Below are 20270 nucleotides of genomic sequence, written 5' to 3'. Positions count from 1 at the left end.
TACTGGCCGCCTTTTAATATGATTAGATTTTCAATTACATCTTTTTCAAACCAATTTCTCTTAAGCGTTCGTCAAGGTATTCACCTGCCGTCATATCACTATAAACTTTTGGATGCTCCGCATCAATACACGTTTCTAAACTCGTTAAATCCATGTTACTGCGTGGGTGTAAGAAAAATGGCACTGAGAAACGAGAAGTTTTCATCAATTCACGTGGTGGGTTGACTACCCGGTGCGTAGTTGAACGCAATTTGTTATTAGTTAAGCGTTGCAACATATCCCCTACGTTTACCACAATATCGGTATGGTGTGCTTTAATTGGTAGCCATTCGTTACTACGGGTTAACACCTCTAAACCATCTGCACTGGCACCAATTAACAAAGTAATTAGGTTAATGTCCTCATGTGCCCCTGCACGTACGGCATCAGCAGCAATCGAATCAGGATCCTCGATTGGAAAATAGTGGATACCTCTTAAAATAGAATTTCCATTGTGTACATGTTGATCAAAATAATCGATAGGCAAACCTAAATAAGTAGCAATGGCACGTAGCAGGTGCTTTCCATTCTCCTCCAGTTTTTGATAAATTTCTCTGGTAACGGTATTAAATTCAGGGATTTCGTCAACCACTTCATTATCCGGATACTCGTTTTTAATAGCATCACCATCTGTAACGGTTTGACCAATTTGCCAAAACTCTTTTAAATCGGCAGTTTTCGCCCCCTTTGCTGTTTCTTTGCCCGCACTGGTATAGCCACGTTGTCCTGCTAGTTCAGGTTTTTCGTATTTACGTTTTGTTTCAACCGGTAGCGCAAATAACTCTTTAATGTTTTTATAGAGTTTATCTATCAGCTCCTGACTTACACCATGATTAGTGATGGTAACAAAGCCCGAATCGTTAAAAGCTTTACCAAGTTCGTCAGAAAATTTTTTACGTTGTTCCTCTGTTCCGTTAATGTAAGTGTTTAAATCTAAACACGGGATATAAGGTGTTGACATATCGTTGTTTTTAATGTTCAAGTTAAATTTAGAAAAGATATGTTAACAAACCTCAACTATTTAGATTTTATCATTATAAAAATCTAATAATAAAATACTTAAGTTATTAACACCAACCCTTTTCACTCTGAAAATGTTAACAAGTTGTATTCTAAGCCACTTGTCATTTTTAAGATGACAGGAAACTTTTGCGCAGGCTTTTACGTATAATTACATATTAAGAATTTCAAAAAAATGAAAACTGTAATGATGACTTCTTTAATTCTCTTCTCCATATTAGGTGCCGATGCGCAAAAACCTAAATTAGAGAAAGCAACTTTCGGAATGGGCTGTTTTTGGTGTACCGAAGCGGTTTTCCAGCGATTAGACGGCGTATACAATGTAAAGTCTGGATATGAAGGTGGCAATATTCCCAACCCAACTTATGATGAGGTTTGTAGTGGTACTACTAATCATGCAGAAGTGATTGAATTTGAATATGACCCTAAAAAGATTTCCTTTGACGAACTCCTGGAAGTATTTTGGAAACTCCATGATCCTACTACCTTGAACAGACAAGGCGCTGATGTTGGCACACAATACCGTTCGGTGATTTTTTATCACAATGAACAACAAAAAGCAACTGCGGAAAAGTACAAAGCGCTGCTAAATAAGGAGAATGCGTTTGGCAAACCTGTAGTAACCACTTTAGAGAAAGCCCAGACTTTTTACGTAGCAGAAAACTATCATCAGGACTATTTCCTTCGAAATGGGGAACAGCCTTATTGCAGGATTGTGATTTTACCGAAAATGGATAAATTAGAAAAATTATTCAAAGCCAGGTTAAAGCATTAAACGATAAATGTTCACGATAGTAGAAATAGAGCAAGCACACGACAAAGTAAAGTCGGGAGCTGATTTCCCAAAGTATATTCAAGAAATTAAGGCCATGGGTGTTTTAAGTTTTGAAACTTGGGTAAAGGACAGCCATACTGAATATTTTGGGGCTAATGGTTTTCAAGCTTCTTCAGCACCTCAATATGAAAACCTTTCCATCTCGGCATCCACCGATAAAGACAGGTTTACTAGTCAGCTGAAAATCCACCAACAAGGGGGAACAGACTATTATACCTTTTGTAAAGATTGTGCCGAAACGGGTATAGAAAAGTGGATCGTAGATTTAAATCTGATGACCTGCACTTATTTTGACCAATCAGGTAGTGAGGTCTTAGTAGAACAAATTCCTTCCTAAAACAAGTAATGAACATTGTCAATCTTTAAAGATTGACAATGTTTTTTAATGCGGTATTTAAAATCCAATTTTAAGCCCTACGTTCATCCCTAAGCCTCCAATATTGATATACGACCTCAAGTCATCTCCTCTTTTGTTAGGATCGTAATTGGCATTTCCAGGCACGTTAGAACTTTGATCAATCTTTTTGTGATAATCGGTGTAACGTTGTGCGGTTGGTAAATCATTAATAGTAATAGGCACTTTCGTTCCCAAAAGTGTGGTACCTGTTCCTTCAAACTTACGAACTTCTTTTTCTTTACTACTTACCGATACGTTACGATATTCGACCTCACTAAAGAAACTGATATTTTTACCAATAGGCACGCTAAATCCCGCTGCACCTAAAAAGCCAATGGTTGGTCGCGGCTCAATACGTTCCTCCCTAGAAAGTTCAACGGCTCTCAAAGCTGGATTAATCTCACTAGCGATAGTTCCTGTCTGATCATTAACATTAGTTTTAATTTCTAAATAACCATAAACAGGTACTACTGCCCCAATTTTCAAATAAGGTCTAAAGTTTTTACTGGTAGGTACGTGGAAAACTAAGGTTGGCGTTAAATCTAATGCTTTTACCTGCCCACTAGATTGAATAGACAGCAGCACACTTCCGTTATTGGCATTATACCCCGTTTGGCGTGCCATGGTATTTCTTTCGCTTTGAAAATAGTTAACCCCCATTTCAAAAGCAACTACTGAACTAAACCTAAAACCTCCCGTTAAACCCGCTCTCCAACCTTGTCCAAAAGAACCTGTGATCGCCTCTTCGGAAACTAACGTTTGTGCCCCTGTTAAAGGATTAATATTGAACACCCTGTCCCTCGGTTGTAATTCGCCTACATTGGGAAACTCCACAGGTGTAACTTTGATAAAATAACTTCCAGTAGGTTTGATATAGAAACCTCTACCCTCCTGAGCCAAAGCACTAATGGTAACCGATACCATTAACATGGCTAACAATACAATTTTTTTCATAACCGTTCATTTTAAATAAAAAGCCTCGTCATTTATATACAGGCATTAAAAAACTATGCTTGCATAAGAAACAACCCTTATTTCGAGCAAATTGTTTTCATAAAATGAGACTTGTTTCTATCATCTTTTGGTCAAAAACAACAAAAACTCTTTTAGCTAACACTGTTAACTTTTACTTTTGCTAACAGTGTTAACCTAATTGGATGTTAGTTAAAACAGATAGACAGAAGCAAAAAGAACTGACCAAGAATGCCATCTTGAAAGCCACAGAACAAATTGTACTACAGGAAGGCTGGCAGGCGGTATCCATCAGAAAAATAGCTGATGCGATAGGATATAGCTTGCCAGTAGTGTACAATCATTTTGAGAGCAAAGATGCTATTCAAGGAGAATTTGTGAAACAGGGTTTTTTGATGCTTGCAATGGCCATGCAAAGCACCAAGGAAAAATATACCAATCCTGAAGAACAACTTACGCAAATGGCTTTAAGCTATTTTGAATTTGCGTTCAGTAATGCTGCCTACTACAGAATGATGTTCGGACTCGGCATCCCAAATTGCCAAAAAGCAAGAGAGATTACCGAGATTGGGAACTTTAGCTGTAACCTTATTGAGGTGATTAGCAGTTTAATGGAAGATACGGATGAGCAACGCAAATTCCTCAAATTCCACACACTTTGGTCTATCCTTCACGGACTAACTTCTATCAATATGGTGAACCTAACCGCTGCTCCAGATGAGATGCAACAGCAAATTCTTTTGGACGCCATACAAGGATTTATTAAAAATATCAATCGTTAAAAAAATGAGCTTAATTGAAGCATTAAACTGGCGTTATGCCACTAAAAAAATGAACGGACAAGCCGTTCCTCAAGAAAAAGTAGACCAAATCCTAGAAGCAGCACGTTTAGCTCCTTCGTCATCTGGTTTGCAACCTTTTAAAGTAATCGTGATTACTGACCCTGAATTGAAACAAACTTTAAGACCTCACTCTTTCGACCAATCACAAATTGTTGACGCTTCCCACGTGTTAGTGTTTGCTGCTTGGGACAACTATACCGAAGAACGTATAGACGAGGCTTTCAACCTTATGAACAGCGAAAGAGGATTACCTGCTGAAGCTACTGCTGATTACGTAGCTCGTTTAAAAAGCATGTATTTGCCTAGAGAAGCACAAGTAAACTTTGAGCATGCTGCCCGTCAAGCTTACATTTCTTTTGGTACTGCTATTGCAGAAGCTGCTTTGTTAAAAGTGGATGCTACCCCAATGGAAGGTTTTGACAACGCAAAATATGATGAGATCTTAAATTTGGCTGAACAAGGTTTAAAAAGTGTAACCGTTTTACCTTTAGGCTACCGCGATACCGAAAATGACTGGTTAGCAGGCTTGAAAAAAGTTCGTCAACCAAAAGATAATTTCGTGATCGAAAAATAAAATCAAATCGACATGATTTGCCCACGGCCACATAGCAAAACTATGCGGCCTTTTTTATTAATTTTTCATTTAAACAGACAATTGATTAAAAAAATACTACTTATTTGGTAGATTAGCCTTTTTATTATCAACCATGTCTTTACCTTACCAAAAAATAGTTGTCAAAATAGGTTCTAATGTCATTACCCAAGCTAATGGGCTACCTGATACTGCCAGGATTAAACATCTGGTGGAACAGATGGCGCAAATCAAGCAAAAAGGGATTGAAGTGATCCTTGTTTCCTCTGGTGCTGTAGCCTCTGGCAGAAGCTTAATCAAAGTATCGGAAAAACAGGATGCTGTAGCTACCAGACAATTATTGGCAGCCATTGGACAGGTAAAATTAATCAATACCTATTCAGATTTTTTTGGAGCACACCAAATGACTTGTGCGCAAGTATTGGTTACCAAAGAGGATTTTAGGGACAGGGTACATTACCTGAATATGAAAAACTGCATGCATATTCTACTACAAAATGGCGTAATCCCCGTAGTGAATGAAAATGATGTGGTTTCTGTTACGGAGTTGATGTTTACCGATAATGATGAATTGGCAGGGTTGATTGCTTCGATGATGAATGCAGATGCACTTTTCATCCTATCTAATGTAGATGGTATTTATACGGGTGATCCAAAGCTAGCAGATAGCCAAGTGATTGAAAAAGTAAAATCTGGAACGACTACCGACTTCAGTAGTTTTGTGAGCACTGGAAAATCGCAGTTTGGCAGAGGTGGAATGATTACCAAATCTACCATTGCTCAAAAGGTAGCCAAGCTTGGTATTAATGTGCACATTAGTAACGGCAAAACCGATGGTATTCTAACTTCTTTATTGGAAGGGAATGTGGTCCATACTCATTTTGTGGCCGATAAGATCAAATCTGGGCAGAAAAAGTGGATTGCACATGCTGAAACTGCAGCAACTGGTACCGTACAACTAAACGATGGTGCCAAAACAGTGCTTACTTCTGGTAAGGCGACCAGCCTTCTTCCAGTTGGAATTATTGCCATTAAAGCGGATTTTAAAAAGGGCGATATCATCAAAATTATTGATGAAAATGAGAAACTTATTGGCTTAGGTATTGCCAAATATGGATCAGATAAAGCGCGTGAACGAATTGGTCAAAAGAACCAGAAACCCTTGGTACACTACGACTATTTTTATGCGGCAATTTAATTAGGGATTAGTAACTAGGGGTTAGTAGTAGGGAGCAAAGGATAAGGCGTAAAGAATTCGTCTCTAAAAACAAACCAACCAAAAACCCAAACAGCCAAAAAACTAAAGATGAAACAATACTTCGAAAATGCAAAACAGGCCACCAGAACCATGGTTTCGCTCAATAAAGAGACCATCAACCTGTTGTTGAATAAATTGGCGGAAGCGCTAGTGGAACAAAGCGATTTTATTTTGGCAGAAAACCAAAAAGATTTAGAGCGCATGCCTGAAAGTGACCCTAAATATGACCGCTTAAAACTTACCGAGCAACGCATTAAAGACATTGCAAGTGATGTGAAAAACGTCGTTTTATTGAACAGTCCTTTGGGAGATTTAATTCACGAAAAAACGTTACCCAATAACCTTAACATTAAAAAAGTGAGAGTGCCATTGGGTGTCGTTGGTGTCATTTACGAAGCTCGTCCCAATGTTACCGTAGACGTTTTTGCCTTGTGTTTTAAAACTGGAAATGTAGCCGTGCTTAAAGGCGGTAGCGATGCGGAGTATTCTAACACCGCAATTTGCAAGGTGATACAAGAGGTTTTGACCAAACATCAAATTAACTCCAACGTAATCACTTTATTGCCTGCTGATAGAAGTGCAACCGAAGCATTATTAAATGCCGTGAAAGATGTTGATGTGCTGATTCCAAGAGGAAGCCAATCTTTAATTAATTACGTTCGTGAAAACAGCAAAATTCCTGTGATTGAAACTGGCGCGGGCATTGTGCATACTTTTTTTGATGCTTCTGCGAACCTCGAGAAAGGCCAAATGATTATTGCCAATGCCAAAACCCGTAGGGTAAGCGTTTGTAATGCTTTAGATTGTGTACTGATCCATCAAGAACGCACCCAAGATATTGCCCAACTTTTATCGCCTTTGGCCGAAAAAGAAGTGGAGCTTTATGCTGATGAAACGAGCTACAACGTGCTAAAAGAAAGTTATAAAGATACGTTATTACACCAAGCGCAACCAGAACATTTTGGCACTGAATTTTTATCGCTGAAATTGGCGGTTAAAGTGGTGCAAGATGTAAATGAAGCCTTAGATCATATTGCTACTTACAGTTCAAAGCACAGTGAAGCCATTATTAGTGAAGATGCCGAGAATATTGCCTTGTTCCTAAATCAGGTAGATGCTGCAGCGGTTTACGCCAATGCTTCTACCGCATTTACAGATGGTGCTCAATTTGGTTTGGGGGCTGAAATTGGGATCAGCACTCAAAAACTTCACGCTCGTGGGCCAATGGCCTTAGAGGAATTGACCAGCTATAAATGGTTGGTTACAGGTGATGGGCAGGTGAGAAATCCGTAGAATATTTTAAGCGTTCAGTCCGTCATTTAGAGCGAAACGCATTGTAGTCGAGAATCGAAGCTCAACGAAGTTAAATCTTTTAATGTGTTCTATTTAAAGATTTCTCCATTCCGCTATGCTCCAGTCGAAATGACGACACTGCTTTTTCGGAAAGTTCTTTAAACAAAAAAACTTGCGAAGTTTCGAAACTTCGCAAGTTTATAACGACTCTTACAGTCTTTTATAAAGTGATGATTTCGCCATCACTTTCGTTACCGGTTCTACCTACCGCTGTGACCTTGATGGCTTTCAATTTTGCCATGGCTTTAGTCTTAGGATTTGCTTCTATTTGCTTTGGCACCTGAAAAAAGCTGCTTCTGGCGTTTAAAGTACGGTAAGTCCATTTTTCGCCATACTGAGTATAAATCACATATTTAAATACTTCCTTCTCATTTTTTGCTGTCCATTTCACGTAAAGATCATTGCCTCTATCCTCGTAAGCAGCAGTTGGTTTATGAGGAGCCTTTTTATCTAACCAAGGTGATTCTGGCACTAAAGCCTCTTCTTTATAAGGGCCAGCCAACAAGTCATTGCGCAAGCTTTCATGCTTTGTTAAGGCACCAATACTCCAATGCGCAACACCTGGCGATTTAGGTACAATCCCTCTCGCAATCATAATCTGGTTAATGATTTCATCGCTGTTTTTTTCACCACCGCCAATACCACTATTTAAACCTGGCCATAAGTGTCTGCCTTTCGTATTTTCGCTTTCCCACCAAGCCAACAATACTGGAAAACTCAGGGGAATGTTGTTGATTTGCCAGTACAATTGGGGCATGAAATAATCTATCCAACCTTTGTTTAGCCAAAGTTTAGCATCTGCATATAATTTATCATATTGATCCATTCCCTTAATTGATTCTGGATAGCCAGGACGCCAAATACCAAACGGACTAATGCCGAATTTTACAAACTTCTTCTCTGCTTTGATTTCTTTATAGATTCGTTTCACAAACTTGTTCACGTGATCTCTACGCCAATCTCCTCGGGATAATTTACCACCCTTGTTTTGATAAGCAGCGTAGCTCTCCGAATCAGGAAAATCTTCTCCACCATTGTATTCGGCATAAGGATAGAAATAATCATCAAAATGTACTCCATCAATGTCGTAACGTTTTACAATATCTTTTACTACCGAAGAAGCCAAATCTTGCGTTCCTTTTTTTGAAGGATCAAACCACCAATAGCCTTGCTTCAACTTCACCACTAAATCTGGATGTTTTTTCACCACAGATGATTCGCTCACTGGTCCGCCTGCCGTATGATGTGCACGGTAAGGATTTAACCAAACGTGAAGCTCCATGCCACGTTCGTGAGCAGCTTTCACCCAAAATTCCAAAGGATCATAATATGGGTTTGGTGCTTGCCCTTGTACACCAGTCAAATAATACGACCAAGGTTCCAAATCGCTCTTGTAAAAAGCGTCGGCCTGCGGTCTGATTTGAAAAATAACCGCATTGAAATTGTTCTTTGCCAACATATCCAACAAAGCGATTGCTTCATCTTGTTGCTGTTGCGTGGTTAAACCTGGTTTACTTGGCCAGTTAATATTGGCGACACTAGCTACCCAAGCCGCTCTAAATTCACGCTGTATTTTTGGACCGTTATTGATTTGAGCTTTCAATTGAACAGAAGCGCAAACAAGTAAGAGGAGGAGTATTTTTTTGAACATCATTTGGTTGAATTTAATTCAATATTAAAAATAAATTACCAAAATACCGCAATAATCTGCAAAACAATTCATTTAAACGCATTTTTAGTGCAGTGAAAAGCCCTGCCAATAAAGTCGTTCGTATTGTCATTTCGATCGTAACAGGAAAATCCTTAAACCCTTCGTATAACATGTTCAAAGATTTCTCCATTTCGTTGCACTCCAGTCGAAATGACGGGATAGGTTGCTATTTTATCCTATTCTGAATATCCTCGCCCCTTGTTTTACCCTAGTCAGATTGACCTGAGAATATCAGTGATGAAATAACTTTAATGTCACGGAGCGTAAATCATCCCGTCATCTCGAACGAGGAGAAAATAACATCCTATCAACTATTGCTGGATTTCTCCTTAAGGTCGAAATGACGGGATAGGTTACTACTATTTTATCCTATTCTGAATATCCTCACTACCCGTTTTGCGTTCTCGATTCTCGAATTGTTTTCCAAATCGGTAAGTAAATGAAAGAATGGCTCTTCTACTATCAATCCATATTCTGTTGTACATATTGATGTTCTGATAACGAGTATCATTTTGGAAATTATTGGTCTGAAAAATATCGTTAATGGCCAACTTAATGCTTCCTTTCTCATTCAGTACACTTTTTTGGAAGGCTGCAGAAACTGCCCAGTATGATCGTTCGGTAATGATCCCATACACCGATTTAGAATTATAGAAAGCATTCAATTCTGCACCAAAACCTTTCGCAATTTTAAACGAGTTTTGAGTGTTTGCGCTAAAGCTTGTCTGTTTGTTTCTTCCCTCTTCCAAATCATATTCACTACGAAACACATTGGCAAAACTGGTTCCCGACCACCACTTAAAATAATCTATCTGTGCCGTAAAGCTAATACCATAATTGATCAAGCTCGGAAGGTTTTTGGGTTGCTCGAAGGTAGTATTGGTGGCATCGTTTTGACCAGTTACCCAAGTAATCACATCAGTAGTTCGGCTATAATTTACGGAAGTGGTAAATTTCTGTTTATACACATGCCCAAACACGATATTTTGTGTCAGCTCTGGTTTTAAATACGGGTTACCTTCATAATACAAAGATGGATCCCTAAACATGCGAAATGGGTTTAAAGAACCATAATTTGGTCTTTCAATTCTGCGACTGTATGAAAGCTGCAATTGGTTACTGGCATTTAATTCCTGGCCTAGCGCTACACTCGGGAATAACTGAAAATAATCTCTAGTGAATACTTGTTGGGTGGTAATTTGATTGCCCTTGGTATTGGTATACTCACCACGAAGCCCTGCTTGCAAAGAGGTTTTACCGAAGCTAGCCATCACATTCAAATAACCTGCATGAATTTGCTCTTTGTACTTAAAATGGTTGCTCGAAGTGGCATCATACTCCCAATTTCCATTCAAAAACTGATGATATACCAGGTTATTGTCAGCCTGAATAAAAGAACTTTTGCCTCCCGCTTCCCATTTAATGGCCTCATTGATTACATCTGTATAATCTACTTTGGCTACATAAACATCTGTTTTAGCTGGAACAGTTCCAATTCTTCTGGCCATATTGCCATCAGGTAAACTACTGTTGGGCTTGGTATAGGTATCTAAATTTAAGTTTGAACTAAAACGGTTTGGTGCAAAATCCAAATCGGCAGAGAGTTCCCGACCTTTTTTCGCAAAGCGATGCTGATAATTGAGGTTATAGGTGAGGCTTTGCCAACTTTGTTTGTCATAGTTTTTAGTGAGCGCCTCGCTTAATAAAGCGCCTTGTCGGTTGCTCATCAAATTACTCGTTTGGCTGTCGTGAATGTATTTACCCAAGTTGCCATTTACCAATAAACTAATGGTATTGTTGCTGTTAATTTCATAATCGATACCCGCACGGAAGTTATGTGTGTTTAAAGGCTCATTGGTTTCCGTACGCTGCGTTGAAGTTCTAGATAAGCTCGGTTGGGCATCTGAAAAACGTCGGATATAATCCAAATATTCAGTTTCACCACGATAGGCATAGTTATAATTTCCGTAAAGGTTGATTTTTGAAGTGCGATAATTAAGGTTAAAGCCACTGCCATATCTTGCATTACGGCCAGCGCCACCATTAAAGTTTACCGATCCATTTAAACCTCCTGCCAGACTTTTCTTCATCACAATATTGATGATGCCAGCATTACCCGCAGCATCATATTTGGAAGAAGGATTGTTCATTATCTCAATTTTAGAAATAGAGGAAGAATTGGTGGCTTTCAACAAGGTGGCAAGTTCAGTAGCACTTAGATAGGTCATCTTACCATTCATCATTATGTTCACGCCAGTTCTACCTTTAAGTGATATTTTACCATCACTATCAATTTTTACTCCTGGCGCACGTTCTAATAATTCTAAAGCAGTATTTCCTTCAGCCAAGATACTGTTTTCGACGTTTAAAGTCATCTTATTCATGCTCTGCTCAATCACCTTTTTTTGTCCGCTCACTACAACTGCACTTAACTGTTGTGCATCATCTTTTAATTGGATATTGGAAAAAGTAATTTGAGCGTTGGTGGCATTGAGTTCGAAATTGGGTATCGTATGGTTTTGATGTCCCATACTAGAAATGACGATTTTATATTTCCCATGAGGTACTTTAGCAAAAGAGAAACGTCCAAGTGAATCGGTAAGTACGCCTTTGAAAATTTTCTCATCGGTATGTTTTAAAGCTACTGAAGCGTATTCCACGGGTTGATTATTAGCCGCTTTAACTTGACCAGATACATGCCCCGTACTTTGCGCTGCTACTACCTGTACCATGCAAAACGCTACACATAATGTTAAAATATTACGCAAAAAAATCTCCCTTGCGGTGTTAAAAACCGCATGATACTTACTTTCCATTTCTTGTTTTATTTGCTTTAGTGATGAAAAACTAGGCCGCCAGTTTTAGCTTTTGGCTTTTCTTCTTCGTTTTCTTTTTCTTACCCCAACAGATGTAAAAACCTGTGATGGGTAGACTGGCGCAGATTAAACTGACCAAGAAATAAATACTTTTACTAAACAATCCAGCAAAAGCTCCAACATGCAACGTGTAGTTCATTTTTCGCACTTTATCTGCAAAGGGTAACTCCGCCATTCTTTTTCCAGTGCTATTGGTAAGTGACAGGTCTGATTGTTTGAAATACAGATCTCGCCAATGACCATTCACCATATCTGTACAGGCATATATGGGATCGTCTTCGTGATCTGGGAACGATACAATAATTTGATCTTTATTATCTACCGCAATTTCTTGCTGCACCCTACGCCATACTTCGTCTACGCTTTGTAGCATAGGTGTTTTAGATGGTTCGAATACTTCATCCGCTTGTTTTGGTTGGTTACTATTGCCTCCTGTTAACCAATATATCCCTTTGTTAAACCAAGAGAAGCTCATGATTAAAGCCGTAACGGCCATTAGCAAAGCCAATATCAGCGAGTAAAATCCCAAAACGTTGTGCAAATCGTAGTTTACACGTTTGAATTTTGCTCGCCATTTAATTTTAAAGCTTTTATCTACATTAGATTTCTTAAGGTTTTTAGGCCACCATAAAATCAATCCTGTTATCAACAAGATAAAGAAGATAAAAGTTCCCCATCCTGTAATGGCTTTTCCAATTTTATCAGGCAACCACAAATGCCGATGCCCTTCATCAATAAAGTGAAAGAAATCTTCATGATCTACCATAGCCACTATTTCAGCGGTGTAAGGATTTACATACACCATTGAATCAGAATTAAGGCTAAAATGGGCGGTACGTTGATCGCCATGGTACCACACAGAACGGATTTCCTTTTCAGGCAATGCTTTCTGCACTGCTTTATAGAGTACTGATGGTGGTAAATAAGCTCCCTTGGCAGGCTTTTCGGCATGTAGCCAAGGGGAACTTATACTTCTTATTTCCTGCTCAAAAACCAAAATGCAACCAGTAATTCCGAGGATAATGACAATAATTCCCGAAACTAAACCTAACCAAAGGTGTAACCAGGCATTTAGTTTTTTAAGTGGTTTTAATAACATGAATGAGCGCTTATTTGTATTTCACTAATTGGCTTACACCGTTTACACCATCTAATTTTGCGCCTCTGGTTACGCTACCAGTACTTGCGTTATAAGTGTACACATAGTAACCCGCATCTGTTGAAGCAGGAATATAAGCTACATTTCCATCCACCAAAATATCGTTGCTATAAGGTGTCGCTACACTTTTTGGAATGTTAAGCTTGGTTTTGGTTTTATTTACTACGTCAATCACATAAAATTCGCTGATTTTCTCTGCATAATCTCTGGAAGAGGCGATTTTTGATTTATCTATCACCTTGATAATGGCCTTGCCACCACCCAAATTAAATAGGCCGCTTACTTCTTCTTTTGTTCTATCAGTAAGCTCAAATTGGTAACTCGCATCAGTAGTGGTTGCACCATTTGCCACCCTGTAAACCGAGAAAGAACCTCCTGTTTCGCCAAAAATCCAAATGGTTGGTGCATTTAGCATATACGCATAGTTGTTGTACACAAATGACCCTGGAGCGTGTAAGTTGTAATGTGCTGGTTGGTTAAAACGCGTATCGGTCGTTACGGTGACGTTGCTCACATTAGGAAAATCCATTGAAGCTAAACGTATTTCGTTCAAAGGCACATCGGTAGTGCTGTTTACCAAATTATAACTGATGTATAATTTGTTGCCTAAGAAAGACACGTTATTTCCCCAGTAGTAATAACCTGCTGGAGGAAGTGGAATATTGATGTTACCTGAGGCAGTGATGGTCATCGTTTCTACATTAAGGGTAGCATATTCAAATTGAAGTGCTTCTTTCATGCTTAACAACACCAAGGTTTTTTCGTCTTTCCAAGCGAAAAAGCTAGAGTAATAAGCCCAGCTAATTTGGCTGAAAGGAATTTCTTTGACAATGGTATTGATTTTATTGCTTGAAGTAAACTTGATCAGGTTTCCAGCATTATTGGTTCCGTAAAAGTATTCACCACGTTGTGTAATCACGCTAACATTAGTTTCTGCACCATTTCCCGCAGTGGTTAAGGTTCCTTGGGTTAAATCAGAAGTATTTAGCACATACCTGGCCGCTGGTGTTCCTGCAGTTACCAAAAGTCCGTATTGCTTCTCGCCAGGTGTTTCTTCTGGGGTTGAGCTGCTTTTTTTACAAGCTGCAAATAATAGTACAGTTAATGCAAATAATAGTAAAAGGGGTTGTCTGTTAATTGTAGTTGACATTTTTGTAGTTTTTATTTAATGAAGTATCTAAGTTTCATGAATGCCGAACGCCCTGGTTTTTGTAACCTAAAATTGTCGTACAGCAATTCGTTCGTGAAGTTGTTGACCTCTACCGCAATGCTATATCTGCCTTGGGCTACGGAGTAAGACAATGCTGCGTTATGTGACAATTGGGTTGGGATTTTATTTTTAGATTCGATGCTACCCCGACTTTCCCAATTCAAATAAAACCAGTTTACAAATTGGCTTGATAAGCTCAGCTGCAAACGGTTGCCTTTTGCCCAAACATCATTTATACCAATCTCTAAATTGGCATTTGCATAAAACCAAGGTTGGTTAGGGATACGGTCGCCATAAGTGGCATCTGGTGTGCTGGTATTGGGTTCATAGCGTTGGCGACTCACCGCATTTTGGTAGGTTCCATTCACTGAAAAGTTCAACAAGTTGGTATAGGTGTATCTTGCTTCCAACTCTACTCCATTAATTTTAGCCCCTGCTAAATTGTTGTACATCGAGTACACGCCGCCACTAGGAATAAAGTAGATGAAATCTTTAGCGTTTCTAAAAAAGTAAGAAGCTTCTAACCCGAAAAGATGTTGTTCTGTTAACATAAAATGATAGAAACCACCGACATTGATGTTATCACTGTTTTCTGGTTTTAAAGCAATGTTTGAAGTAACATCTATCCCATTACCAAATAGTTCTTCTCCTTCTTGTAATCGATAGGCATGTTCATAAGAAGCCTTGATCCCGAAGTCATTAGTTATTCTGTATCTTGTTGCTGCACCATAGCCAAAATAATTGTTCGAAGTCTTCGAATCGGATCTTAGATAAGTTTGATTTTGGGAGAAATAAACGGCATTACGCACCAAGGCATTTAAGGCATAGAACTTTGCAAACACTGAAGTGATTAATCTCTTATCCAATAAATTATTCTGATAGGCAATTCCCGCAACGTGCTTTCCAATGGTATTGGGCTCTTCAAACGTGTTATTTTTCACGATGCCTAGATCTTCGGTAGCTCTACGAGCGAAGTGGCTATAGTTATAATTAAGATTGAAGCTGTTATTGTCATCGATCTCATAACTAAAATTTGCCCTTGCTAAATTGGCTGTATTGCGGTAGTGATAGATACTTTTAATACCATAAAGCTCTCCAGAAATTGGTTCTGGTCTGCCTTTACCGCTCCATGTGTATACGTAATTACCTGTGTCAGGTACGTGTGAGCGCTGAATAGAGGTTGAAGCAAAGAAAGTAGCCGTTAAACCGCGGGTTAAAAAATTAGTTTTCTTATACTTAATGGTCGGCATGAAAAACCTCTCATTGTTGGTCACTTCACCAATCACTTTATCTTGGGTAGCACCAGTTTGTATCTCCTTATAGGTATCAGCATATAACACGGTCAACTCTAGTCTATCTGCCCATTTTTTATTAGTTACCCCCACACCAATTTGTCCAGCAGTAGATCTATAAGCGCTGTGAAATCTTCTTACGTCCCGCTCTACCAGCTCTCCATTTTCCACTACCTTAATGGCGGCATCGTATTTCGGATTACTACGCATCAAATAGTTGTTATCGGAGTAATTGTGATAAGCATTGGCATTCACATACAAGCCTGTTTTTTGATCGGTGTATTTACCTGAAACAGCTGCACGAACGGTATTAAATGAGCCATAGCTGATGCTGGCATCTAAAAATTTTGGCGCCGATTGATTAGTGATGATATTCACCGCACCGCCCAATGCGTCAGCACCTAACTCTACAGGAACAACGCCTTTATAAACTTCAATTCGCTCAGCCAAATTAACTGGGATATTATTTAATCCGAATGAATTCCCGAAAGATTCCATAGGAATACCATCGATAAAAAATCGAACCTGCCTGCCAGAGAGTCCATTTAAAGTGAAGTTAAAATCAGAACCCATCCCACCAGCTTCTCTCACTTTTACGCCTGTACTCCTATTTAACACCATATTTAAATCGGCACTGCTATTTTGGAAAGCCTTTAGATCAATAGCGTTAACGGTAAACCCAGATTGCTTTAATTCTGTAGTAGCCGTTCTCCCTTTAATATCTATCACCTCTAAATCATTGAGATTAGACTGTAACATGAAATCGAGCTTTAGCTGTTGCCCCTCTTTAACATTGATATTTCTACTGATTCCTTTAAAACCGATGTAGGAAATGAGCAAAGTATAACTGCCTGGCCTTACATTTTTAATTTGGAAGTAACCTTCGCTATTGGTAGTGACGCCAATTTTTGAGCCTTTAAGAAGCGCCGATGCTCCTGTGATGGCACCGGCACTATCTGTTACGAAGCCAGAAATACTGGCATTCTGCTGAGCATTAACAACTAATATAGGAATTGATAAAATGAAAGATAACAGGATTTTTAACCGAAACATTATTGTGCTTTTTTGAAGAGAGTAGCACAAGTCGCAGCTTCCCGAAGGTAGAAATTGAAAAAATTTAAAATAAGTCTAAACAAACAAAGAATAGAATTGACTATGGCGCCAATTTGTCCAAGCGTACGATAAATGCCGCCACGCCACCAATTTGAAGACCTTTGGATAGCTTCCCAGTTTTGACGTTATAGTTCCAGATATAATTGCCTTCTGTAGCAGAGTTTACTGCAATGTAAACGGTATCTCCCTTAACCAATACCGCTTCTTTACGAGTTCCTTTATCCAATGGCAGGGCTAATTTTTTAATGACCTGTTGTTTGGCAATATCTAGCAAGTAAAATTCAAAATGAGGCGTACTGTAGTGATCTGACAGTCCTTTATAAAGGTCTTTTCTTTCTGAACGGACAATAGCTTGGTCTTTTCCAATATACCAAAGCCCGTAAGCGTGGTTAGCAATTTTAGAGGAAGATAAGTTGAATAAATAGTTTGGATCAACCACATTACTCTTGGCCTTTATTCTGAAGATAGCGGTCGGTAAATCGGTACGGTTGCCCATGGCTATGCCTGGACACGACATGAAATAAAAATCTCCGTGTTCATCAGTAAATTCATTATGTTGTACAACATTCACTCCCGCTGGATACGTAGAACGCACTTCCTTTTGAAGCCCCAAGCTTTTCATTTCTGGATATTTCAATCGGGAAATATACATGGTATCACTCGTGGTATAGTTTCCGTCTCTCATTGGCGGATGAAAAGTATAACCCGCAAAAAGCGTATCTTTCCGTTGATCTACAAAACCAATAGAAGTCGAAATAAACTTACCCTTAGGCTTTTCTATATCCAATAGGCCATGCGCCAACACCTGCATTTTTTGGGTATTGATAAGGTAATATTTAGCGATATTAGAAGCATTATTCAATCCACTTAGCAGCAACGTATCCTTACCTATCCAAATGAAATTTTCTTCACTATAGTCATCCAATTTTAAATGAGCAACAGGTTGTAGCTTTTCATTTTTCAACGCATACTTGGTTAAAATATCCGATTTCCTTTGCAACGAATAATAATAGCCATCCTTTACAATAATGCTTCTGGAAACAGTATCTGGAAGCGCTTCCGTCACTTTTTCGGGTTTAATCAGCCCCGCATCCAAATCGTCGGTAGCTACAACATATTCTTTGCCTTCCATATCGATCAAATGTAGGCTATATCTCTTTGGCTGATTTGAAGATGAAGAAGCATTTTTGCAAGCATAGAGGCACAGTAATCCCAATCCAAAAACAATCATCATTTTTAACTGGCTTGCCATAGCTTTGTTCATAGGGAAATTAGAGCGCTTAAATATCGAATTCTTGGATCAATTTTTTTTGAATAAGTGGCGGCAAGTTAATCAGGTTTTTCTCATTGACCACAATTAACCCATGGTTACCAGACTTGCTATTCAAAATAATATAGGTTTGTCCTTTTTTTAAACTTAGTGTGTTTACGGCACCGTCAAACTTAAGTTCTATATCCCGTTTTGGAGAAATCAGGATACTTCCCGTTAAATCGATCACCCCATTTTGCGCATTGATTTCTGCAGAAGTCTCTGGTCCAATCGCCAAGCTGTATTCTCTAGCGCTGATATGATTGACCTTTAGTGCCGATTTGTTGTGAAATGCTACAAACTCAACCGTTTTCTCGCTGTTGCGATTAACATAATAGAACGCAACGCCTAGTAACGCGATCAATAACGTAGCGGCTACTGCTCCTTTCCACATGTAGTAGGAAGCAGGGCGCAAAAGCTGTTGTTTTGGAGCAGATTGATCAGGCTCCACTGTAGCAATGTTCTTCCACATATCGTCCTTCACCAATTGCTTGTCATTTTCGCTGTGAAACTCCAATTCATCAACATCGCTGTTCATTAGCCAATCTTCAACCGCTTTGCGCTCTTCTAGAGTACAAAGGTTATGATGATATTTTTCTATAAGATCAGCTGTCACTTTCATCAACGTAATTTACAACACAAAATTAACGATTTCTAAGCTTTTAAAGAGTAGTAGCTTTAGTGGGCTACTCCCGTATGTTTTGTTTATTTTTTATTGAAGATAGCTAGTTTTTGTTTAAGCGTTGTCATTGCCCTGGTAATATGATATTCTACCGCTCTTTCGGAAATGGCCAGTTTTGCTGCGATTTCTTTATTGCTCAGGCCTTCTTCCCTACTCATTTTATATACCCTTTTGCATTGACAGGGAAGTGTATCTACCAACAAGTTCACATTTTCCTTTAAATCGTTGAACAGCACCTGCTCCTCGGTGCAATTACTGGCATTTACACAGCCTTGGTAATTAAACTCGTCTAATCTTTGCCTAGTGGTTTTGTTCCTGATATACTCGAAGGTTTTGTACTTGGCAGAACGAATAAGATAATGACCGATGTTTTCAAGTTCGAGCTCCTCCCTACGTTCCCATAAAGATTTAAAGATGTCCTGCACCATTTCTTTGGCCACTTCAACATCTCGAATGTTATTATAACAAACCGCATAAACTTTTTCCCAATACTGGTGATAGACCTTTTCAAAGGTGTCTCGGTTAATGGATAAAGTGTGATGGGTTTCGGCTAACAATCTTCAAAAAATTTCGACAAATATACTCTTATTTAGACTGATTATAAACATAAAATGGCTTAATCACAAAAAAGCCAGCTTTTTAGCTGGCCTTTCTTTATTATTTTGATTTTGCGCTTCTTAATAAGCTGATTTCCTTTTTCAGGGCTTCTATTTGTAGCTGCTGTTCTTTAATGCTACCTACCAAAAGCGGAATAAGGGTTTCATAATCTACTACAGGAACGGTGGCCGTTTTAGTACTGTTTTTACCAGCAGTGTATGTCTTTTGTTGATTAACCACCAATTCTGGAGCAACCTTAGCAACTTCTTCAACTGCAAATCCGCTTTGTTTTTGTGTGCTTAATTTCAATTTACCAGCCCAATCTTTATCATAGCTAAAATTGATTGGCTTAAGCTTTAAAACGGTATTTAATGAATTATCTATCGAAGTAATTTCGGTTTGCTTAACTGTTTGTGCGTTGGTGTTAAGGGCAAAGCCAACTATGGCAATAGCACCCAATAAAAGTGATTTTTTCATTTTAATTTGTGGATGATGATGATGAGCCAATGGTGATTGACTAGCAAATCACAATGGTTTCATCGTTAATACATTTATATCTATAAAAATTTGGTATTGGTTTGATTTTTCTTTGCTAAGATTTAAGCAAAATCAGGCGGGGGTGTGCTTAGCTGAAGGTAAGCGTCTGGAAGCGCAGTCTCCATGTGATCGTTTAAATTCACCACAATAGAGGTTAACGGTTTTAAATGATAACGCATTTTTTCCAGCAGGAAGAAATGATGGGATGTTTCTTTTACCTTCTCTTCTCCACTTTCTGTATTGTCATCATTGACATCCGTTGTTGCTGTTTGCACAGTCTGCTCACTATCCATTACAAAAACATGCGCACTATATACCATGCCCAGCAAAAAAAGTAGGCAAAGCATCATTAGGCTCCTCAGTTTTTGTTTTTTCATGCAGCAAATATAAGTCTTCTAAGTTACTATGCTAGCATAGCTTTGTAAGATAACTGTCTAATTTAAAAAAGGTTTTGTATTTTTTACATTACCTAAAAC

17 protein-coding genes and 1 pseudogene are annotated in these 20270 nt (G+C 38.7%); 6 read left to right on the top strand and 12 right to left on the bottom strand.

Features of this window, described 5'->3' with window-relative positions; genetic code table 11:
• Positions 1 to 34: 34 nt before the first annotated feature.
• A complete protein-coding gene (locus DUT70_RS14415) occupies positions 35 to 1000 on the bottom strand; it encodes an isopenicillin N synthase family dioxygenase (protein WP_113648170.1) in 966 nt (321 codons plus the stop codon).
• Between the two features lie 234 nt (positions 1001 to 1234).
• Here DUT70_RS14415 and msrA point away from each other — a divergent pair, with 234 nt between their 5' ends.
• Positions 1235 to 1834, top strand: a complete 600-nt coding sequence (gene msrA / locus DUT70_RS14410) for a peptide-methionine (S)-S-oxide reductase MsrA (RefSeq protein WP_113648047.1) — start codon at positions 1235 to 1237, stop codon at positions 1832 to 1834.
• 7 nt (positions 1835 to 1841) lie between these two features.
• The gene (locus DUT70_RS14405) at positions 1842 to 2231 is read left to right on the top strand and encodes a DUF1398 domain-containing protein (protein ID WP_113648046.1); all 390 of its coding nucleotides are present in this window, start codon (positions 1842 to 1844) and stop codon (positions 2229 to 2231) included.
• 57 nt (positions 2232 to 2288) lie between these two features.
• Here the strand turns inward: DUT70_RS14405 and DUT70_RS14400 are convergent, their stop codons facing one another.
• Positions 2289 to 3245 (bottom strand): outer membrane beta-barrel protein, encoded by a 957-nt coding sequence (locus DUT70_RS14400; protein ID WP_113648045.1) that lies wholly within the window; start codon positions 3243 to 3245, stop codon positions 2289 to 2291.
• A 203-nt stretch (positions 3246 to 3448) separates the two neighbouring features.
• On the opposite strand from DUT70_RS14400, the gene DUT70_RS14395 reads away from it, so the two are divergent.
• From DUT70_RS14395 to DUT70_RS14380, 4 genes and pseudogenes are all read left to right on the top strand, one after another.
• Positions 3449 to 4045, top strand: coding sequence for a TetR/AcrR family transcriptional regulator (locus DUT70_RS14395; RefSeq protein WP_113648044.1), 597 nt, complete (start codon positions 3449 to 3451; stop codon positions 4043 to 4045).
• A gap of 4 nt (positions 4046 to 4049) precedes the next feature.
• The gene (locus DUT70_RS14390; protein ID WP_113648043.1) at positions 4050 to 4679 is read left to right on the top strand and encodes an NAD(P)H-dependent oxidoreductase; all 630 of its coding nucleotides are present in this window, start codon (positions 4050 to 4052) and stop codon (positions 4677 to 4679) included.
• 133 nt (positions 4680 to 4812) lie between these two features.
• A complete protein-coding gene (proB, locus tag DUT70_RS14385) occupies positions 4813 to 5895 on the top strand; it encodes a glutamate 5-kinase (RefSeq protein ID WP_113648042.1) in 1083 nt (360 codons plus the stop codon).
• A 93-nt stretch (positions 5896 to 5988) separates the two neighbouring features.
• A pseudogene (locus DUT70_RS14380) lies at positions 5989 to 7248 on the top strand (glutamate-5-semialdehyde dehydrogenase); the annotation flags it as partial.
• A gap of 220 nt (positions 7249 to 7468) precedes the next feature.
• Here DUT70_RS14380 and DUT70_RS14375 read toward each other — a convergent pair.
• From DUT70_RS14375 to DUT70_RS14330, 10 genes are all read right to left on the bottom strand, one after another.
• On the bottom strand, positions 7469 to 8962 hold the full coding sequence (locus tag DUT70_RS14375) for a glycoside hydrolase family 10 protein (protein ID WP_113648040.1): 1494 nt from the start codon (positions 8960 to 8962) through the stop codon (positions 7469 to 7471).
• Positions 8963 to 9378: 416 nt separating this feature from the next.
• Positions 9379 to 11835, bottom strand: coding sequence for an outer membrane beta-barrel protein (locus DUT70_RS14370; protein WP_113648039.1), 2457 nt, complete (start codon positions 11833 to 11835; stop codon positions 9379 to 9381).
• A 31-nt stretch (positions 11836 to 11866) separates the two neighbouring features.
• A complete protein-coding gene (locus DUT70_RS14365) occupies positions 11867 to 12994 on the bottom strand; it encodes a PepSY-associated TM helix domain-containing protein (RefSeq protein ID WP_113648038.1) in 1128 nt (375 codons plus the stop codon).
• Between the two features lie 10 nt (positions 12995 to 13004).
• Positions 13005 to 14204: a hypothetical protein gene (locus tag DUT70_RS14360; RefSeq protein WP_113648037.1), complete on the bottom strand. Its 1200-nt coding sequence runs from the start codon at positions 14202 to 14204 to the stop codon at positions 13005 to 13007.
• A gap of 11 nt (positions 14205 to 14215) precedes the next feature.
• On the bottom strand, positions 14216 to 16609 hold the full coding sequence (locus DUT70_RS14355; RefSeq protein WP_113648036.1) for a TonB-dependent receptor: 2394 nt from the start codon (positions 16607 to 16609) through the stop codon (positions 14216 to 14218).
• Positions 16610 to 16709: 100 nt separating this feature from the next.
• On the bottom strand, positions 16710 to 17921 hold the full coding sequence (locus tag DUT70_RS14350; protein ID WP_205529806.1) for a DUF4374 domain-containing protein: 1212 nt from the start codon (positions 17919 to 17921) through the stop codon (positions 16710 to 16712).
• A 28-nt stretch (positions 17922 to 17949) separates the two neighbouring features.
• Positions 17950 to 18600: a hypothetical protein gene (locus tag DUT70_RS14345; protein WP_113648034.1), complete on the bottom strand. Its 651-nt coding sequence runs from the start codon at positions 18598 to 18600 to the stop codon at positions 17950 to 17952.
• 83 nt (positions 18601 to 18683) lie between these two features.
• Positions 18684 to 19217, bottom strand: a complete 534-nt coding sequence (locus DUT70_RS14340) for an RNA polymerase sigma-70 factor (RefSeq protein ID WP_113648033.1) — start codon at positions 19215 to 19217, stop codon at positions 18684 to 18686.
• A gap of 100 nt (positions 19218 to 19317) precedes the next feature.
• Positions 19318 to 19734, bottom strand: coding sequence for a tail fiber domain-containing protein (locus DUT70_RS14335; RefSeq protein WP_113648032.1), 417 nt, complete (start codon positions 19732 to 19734; stop codon positions 19318 to 19320).
• Between the two features lie 122 nt (positions 19735 to 19856).
• Positions 19857 to 20171 carry a hypothetical protein gene (locus tag DUT70_RS14330; RefSeq protein WP_113648031.1) on the bottom strand — a complete coding sequence of 105 codons (315 nt, stop codon included), beginning with the start codon at positions 20169 to 20171 and terminating at the stop codon, positions 19857 to 19859.
• Positions 20172 to 20270: the final 99 nt, after the last annotated feature.

This window comes from Pedobacter chitinilyticus (assembly GCF_003313385.1).
Lineage (GTDB): Bacteria > Bacteroidota > Bacteroidia > Sphingobacteriales > Sphingobacteriaceae > Pedobacter > Pedobacter chitinilyticus.
This window is presented reverse-complemented; position numbering and strand designations above follow the sequence as displayed.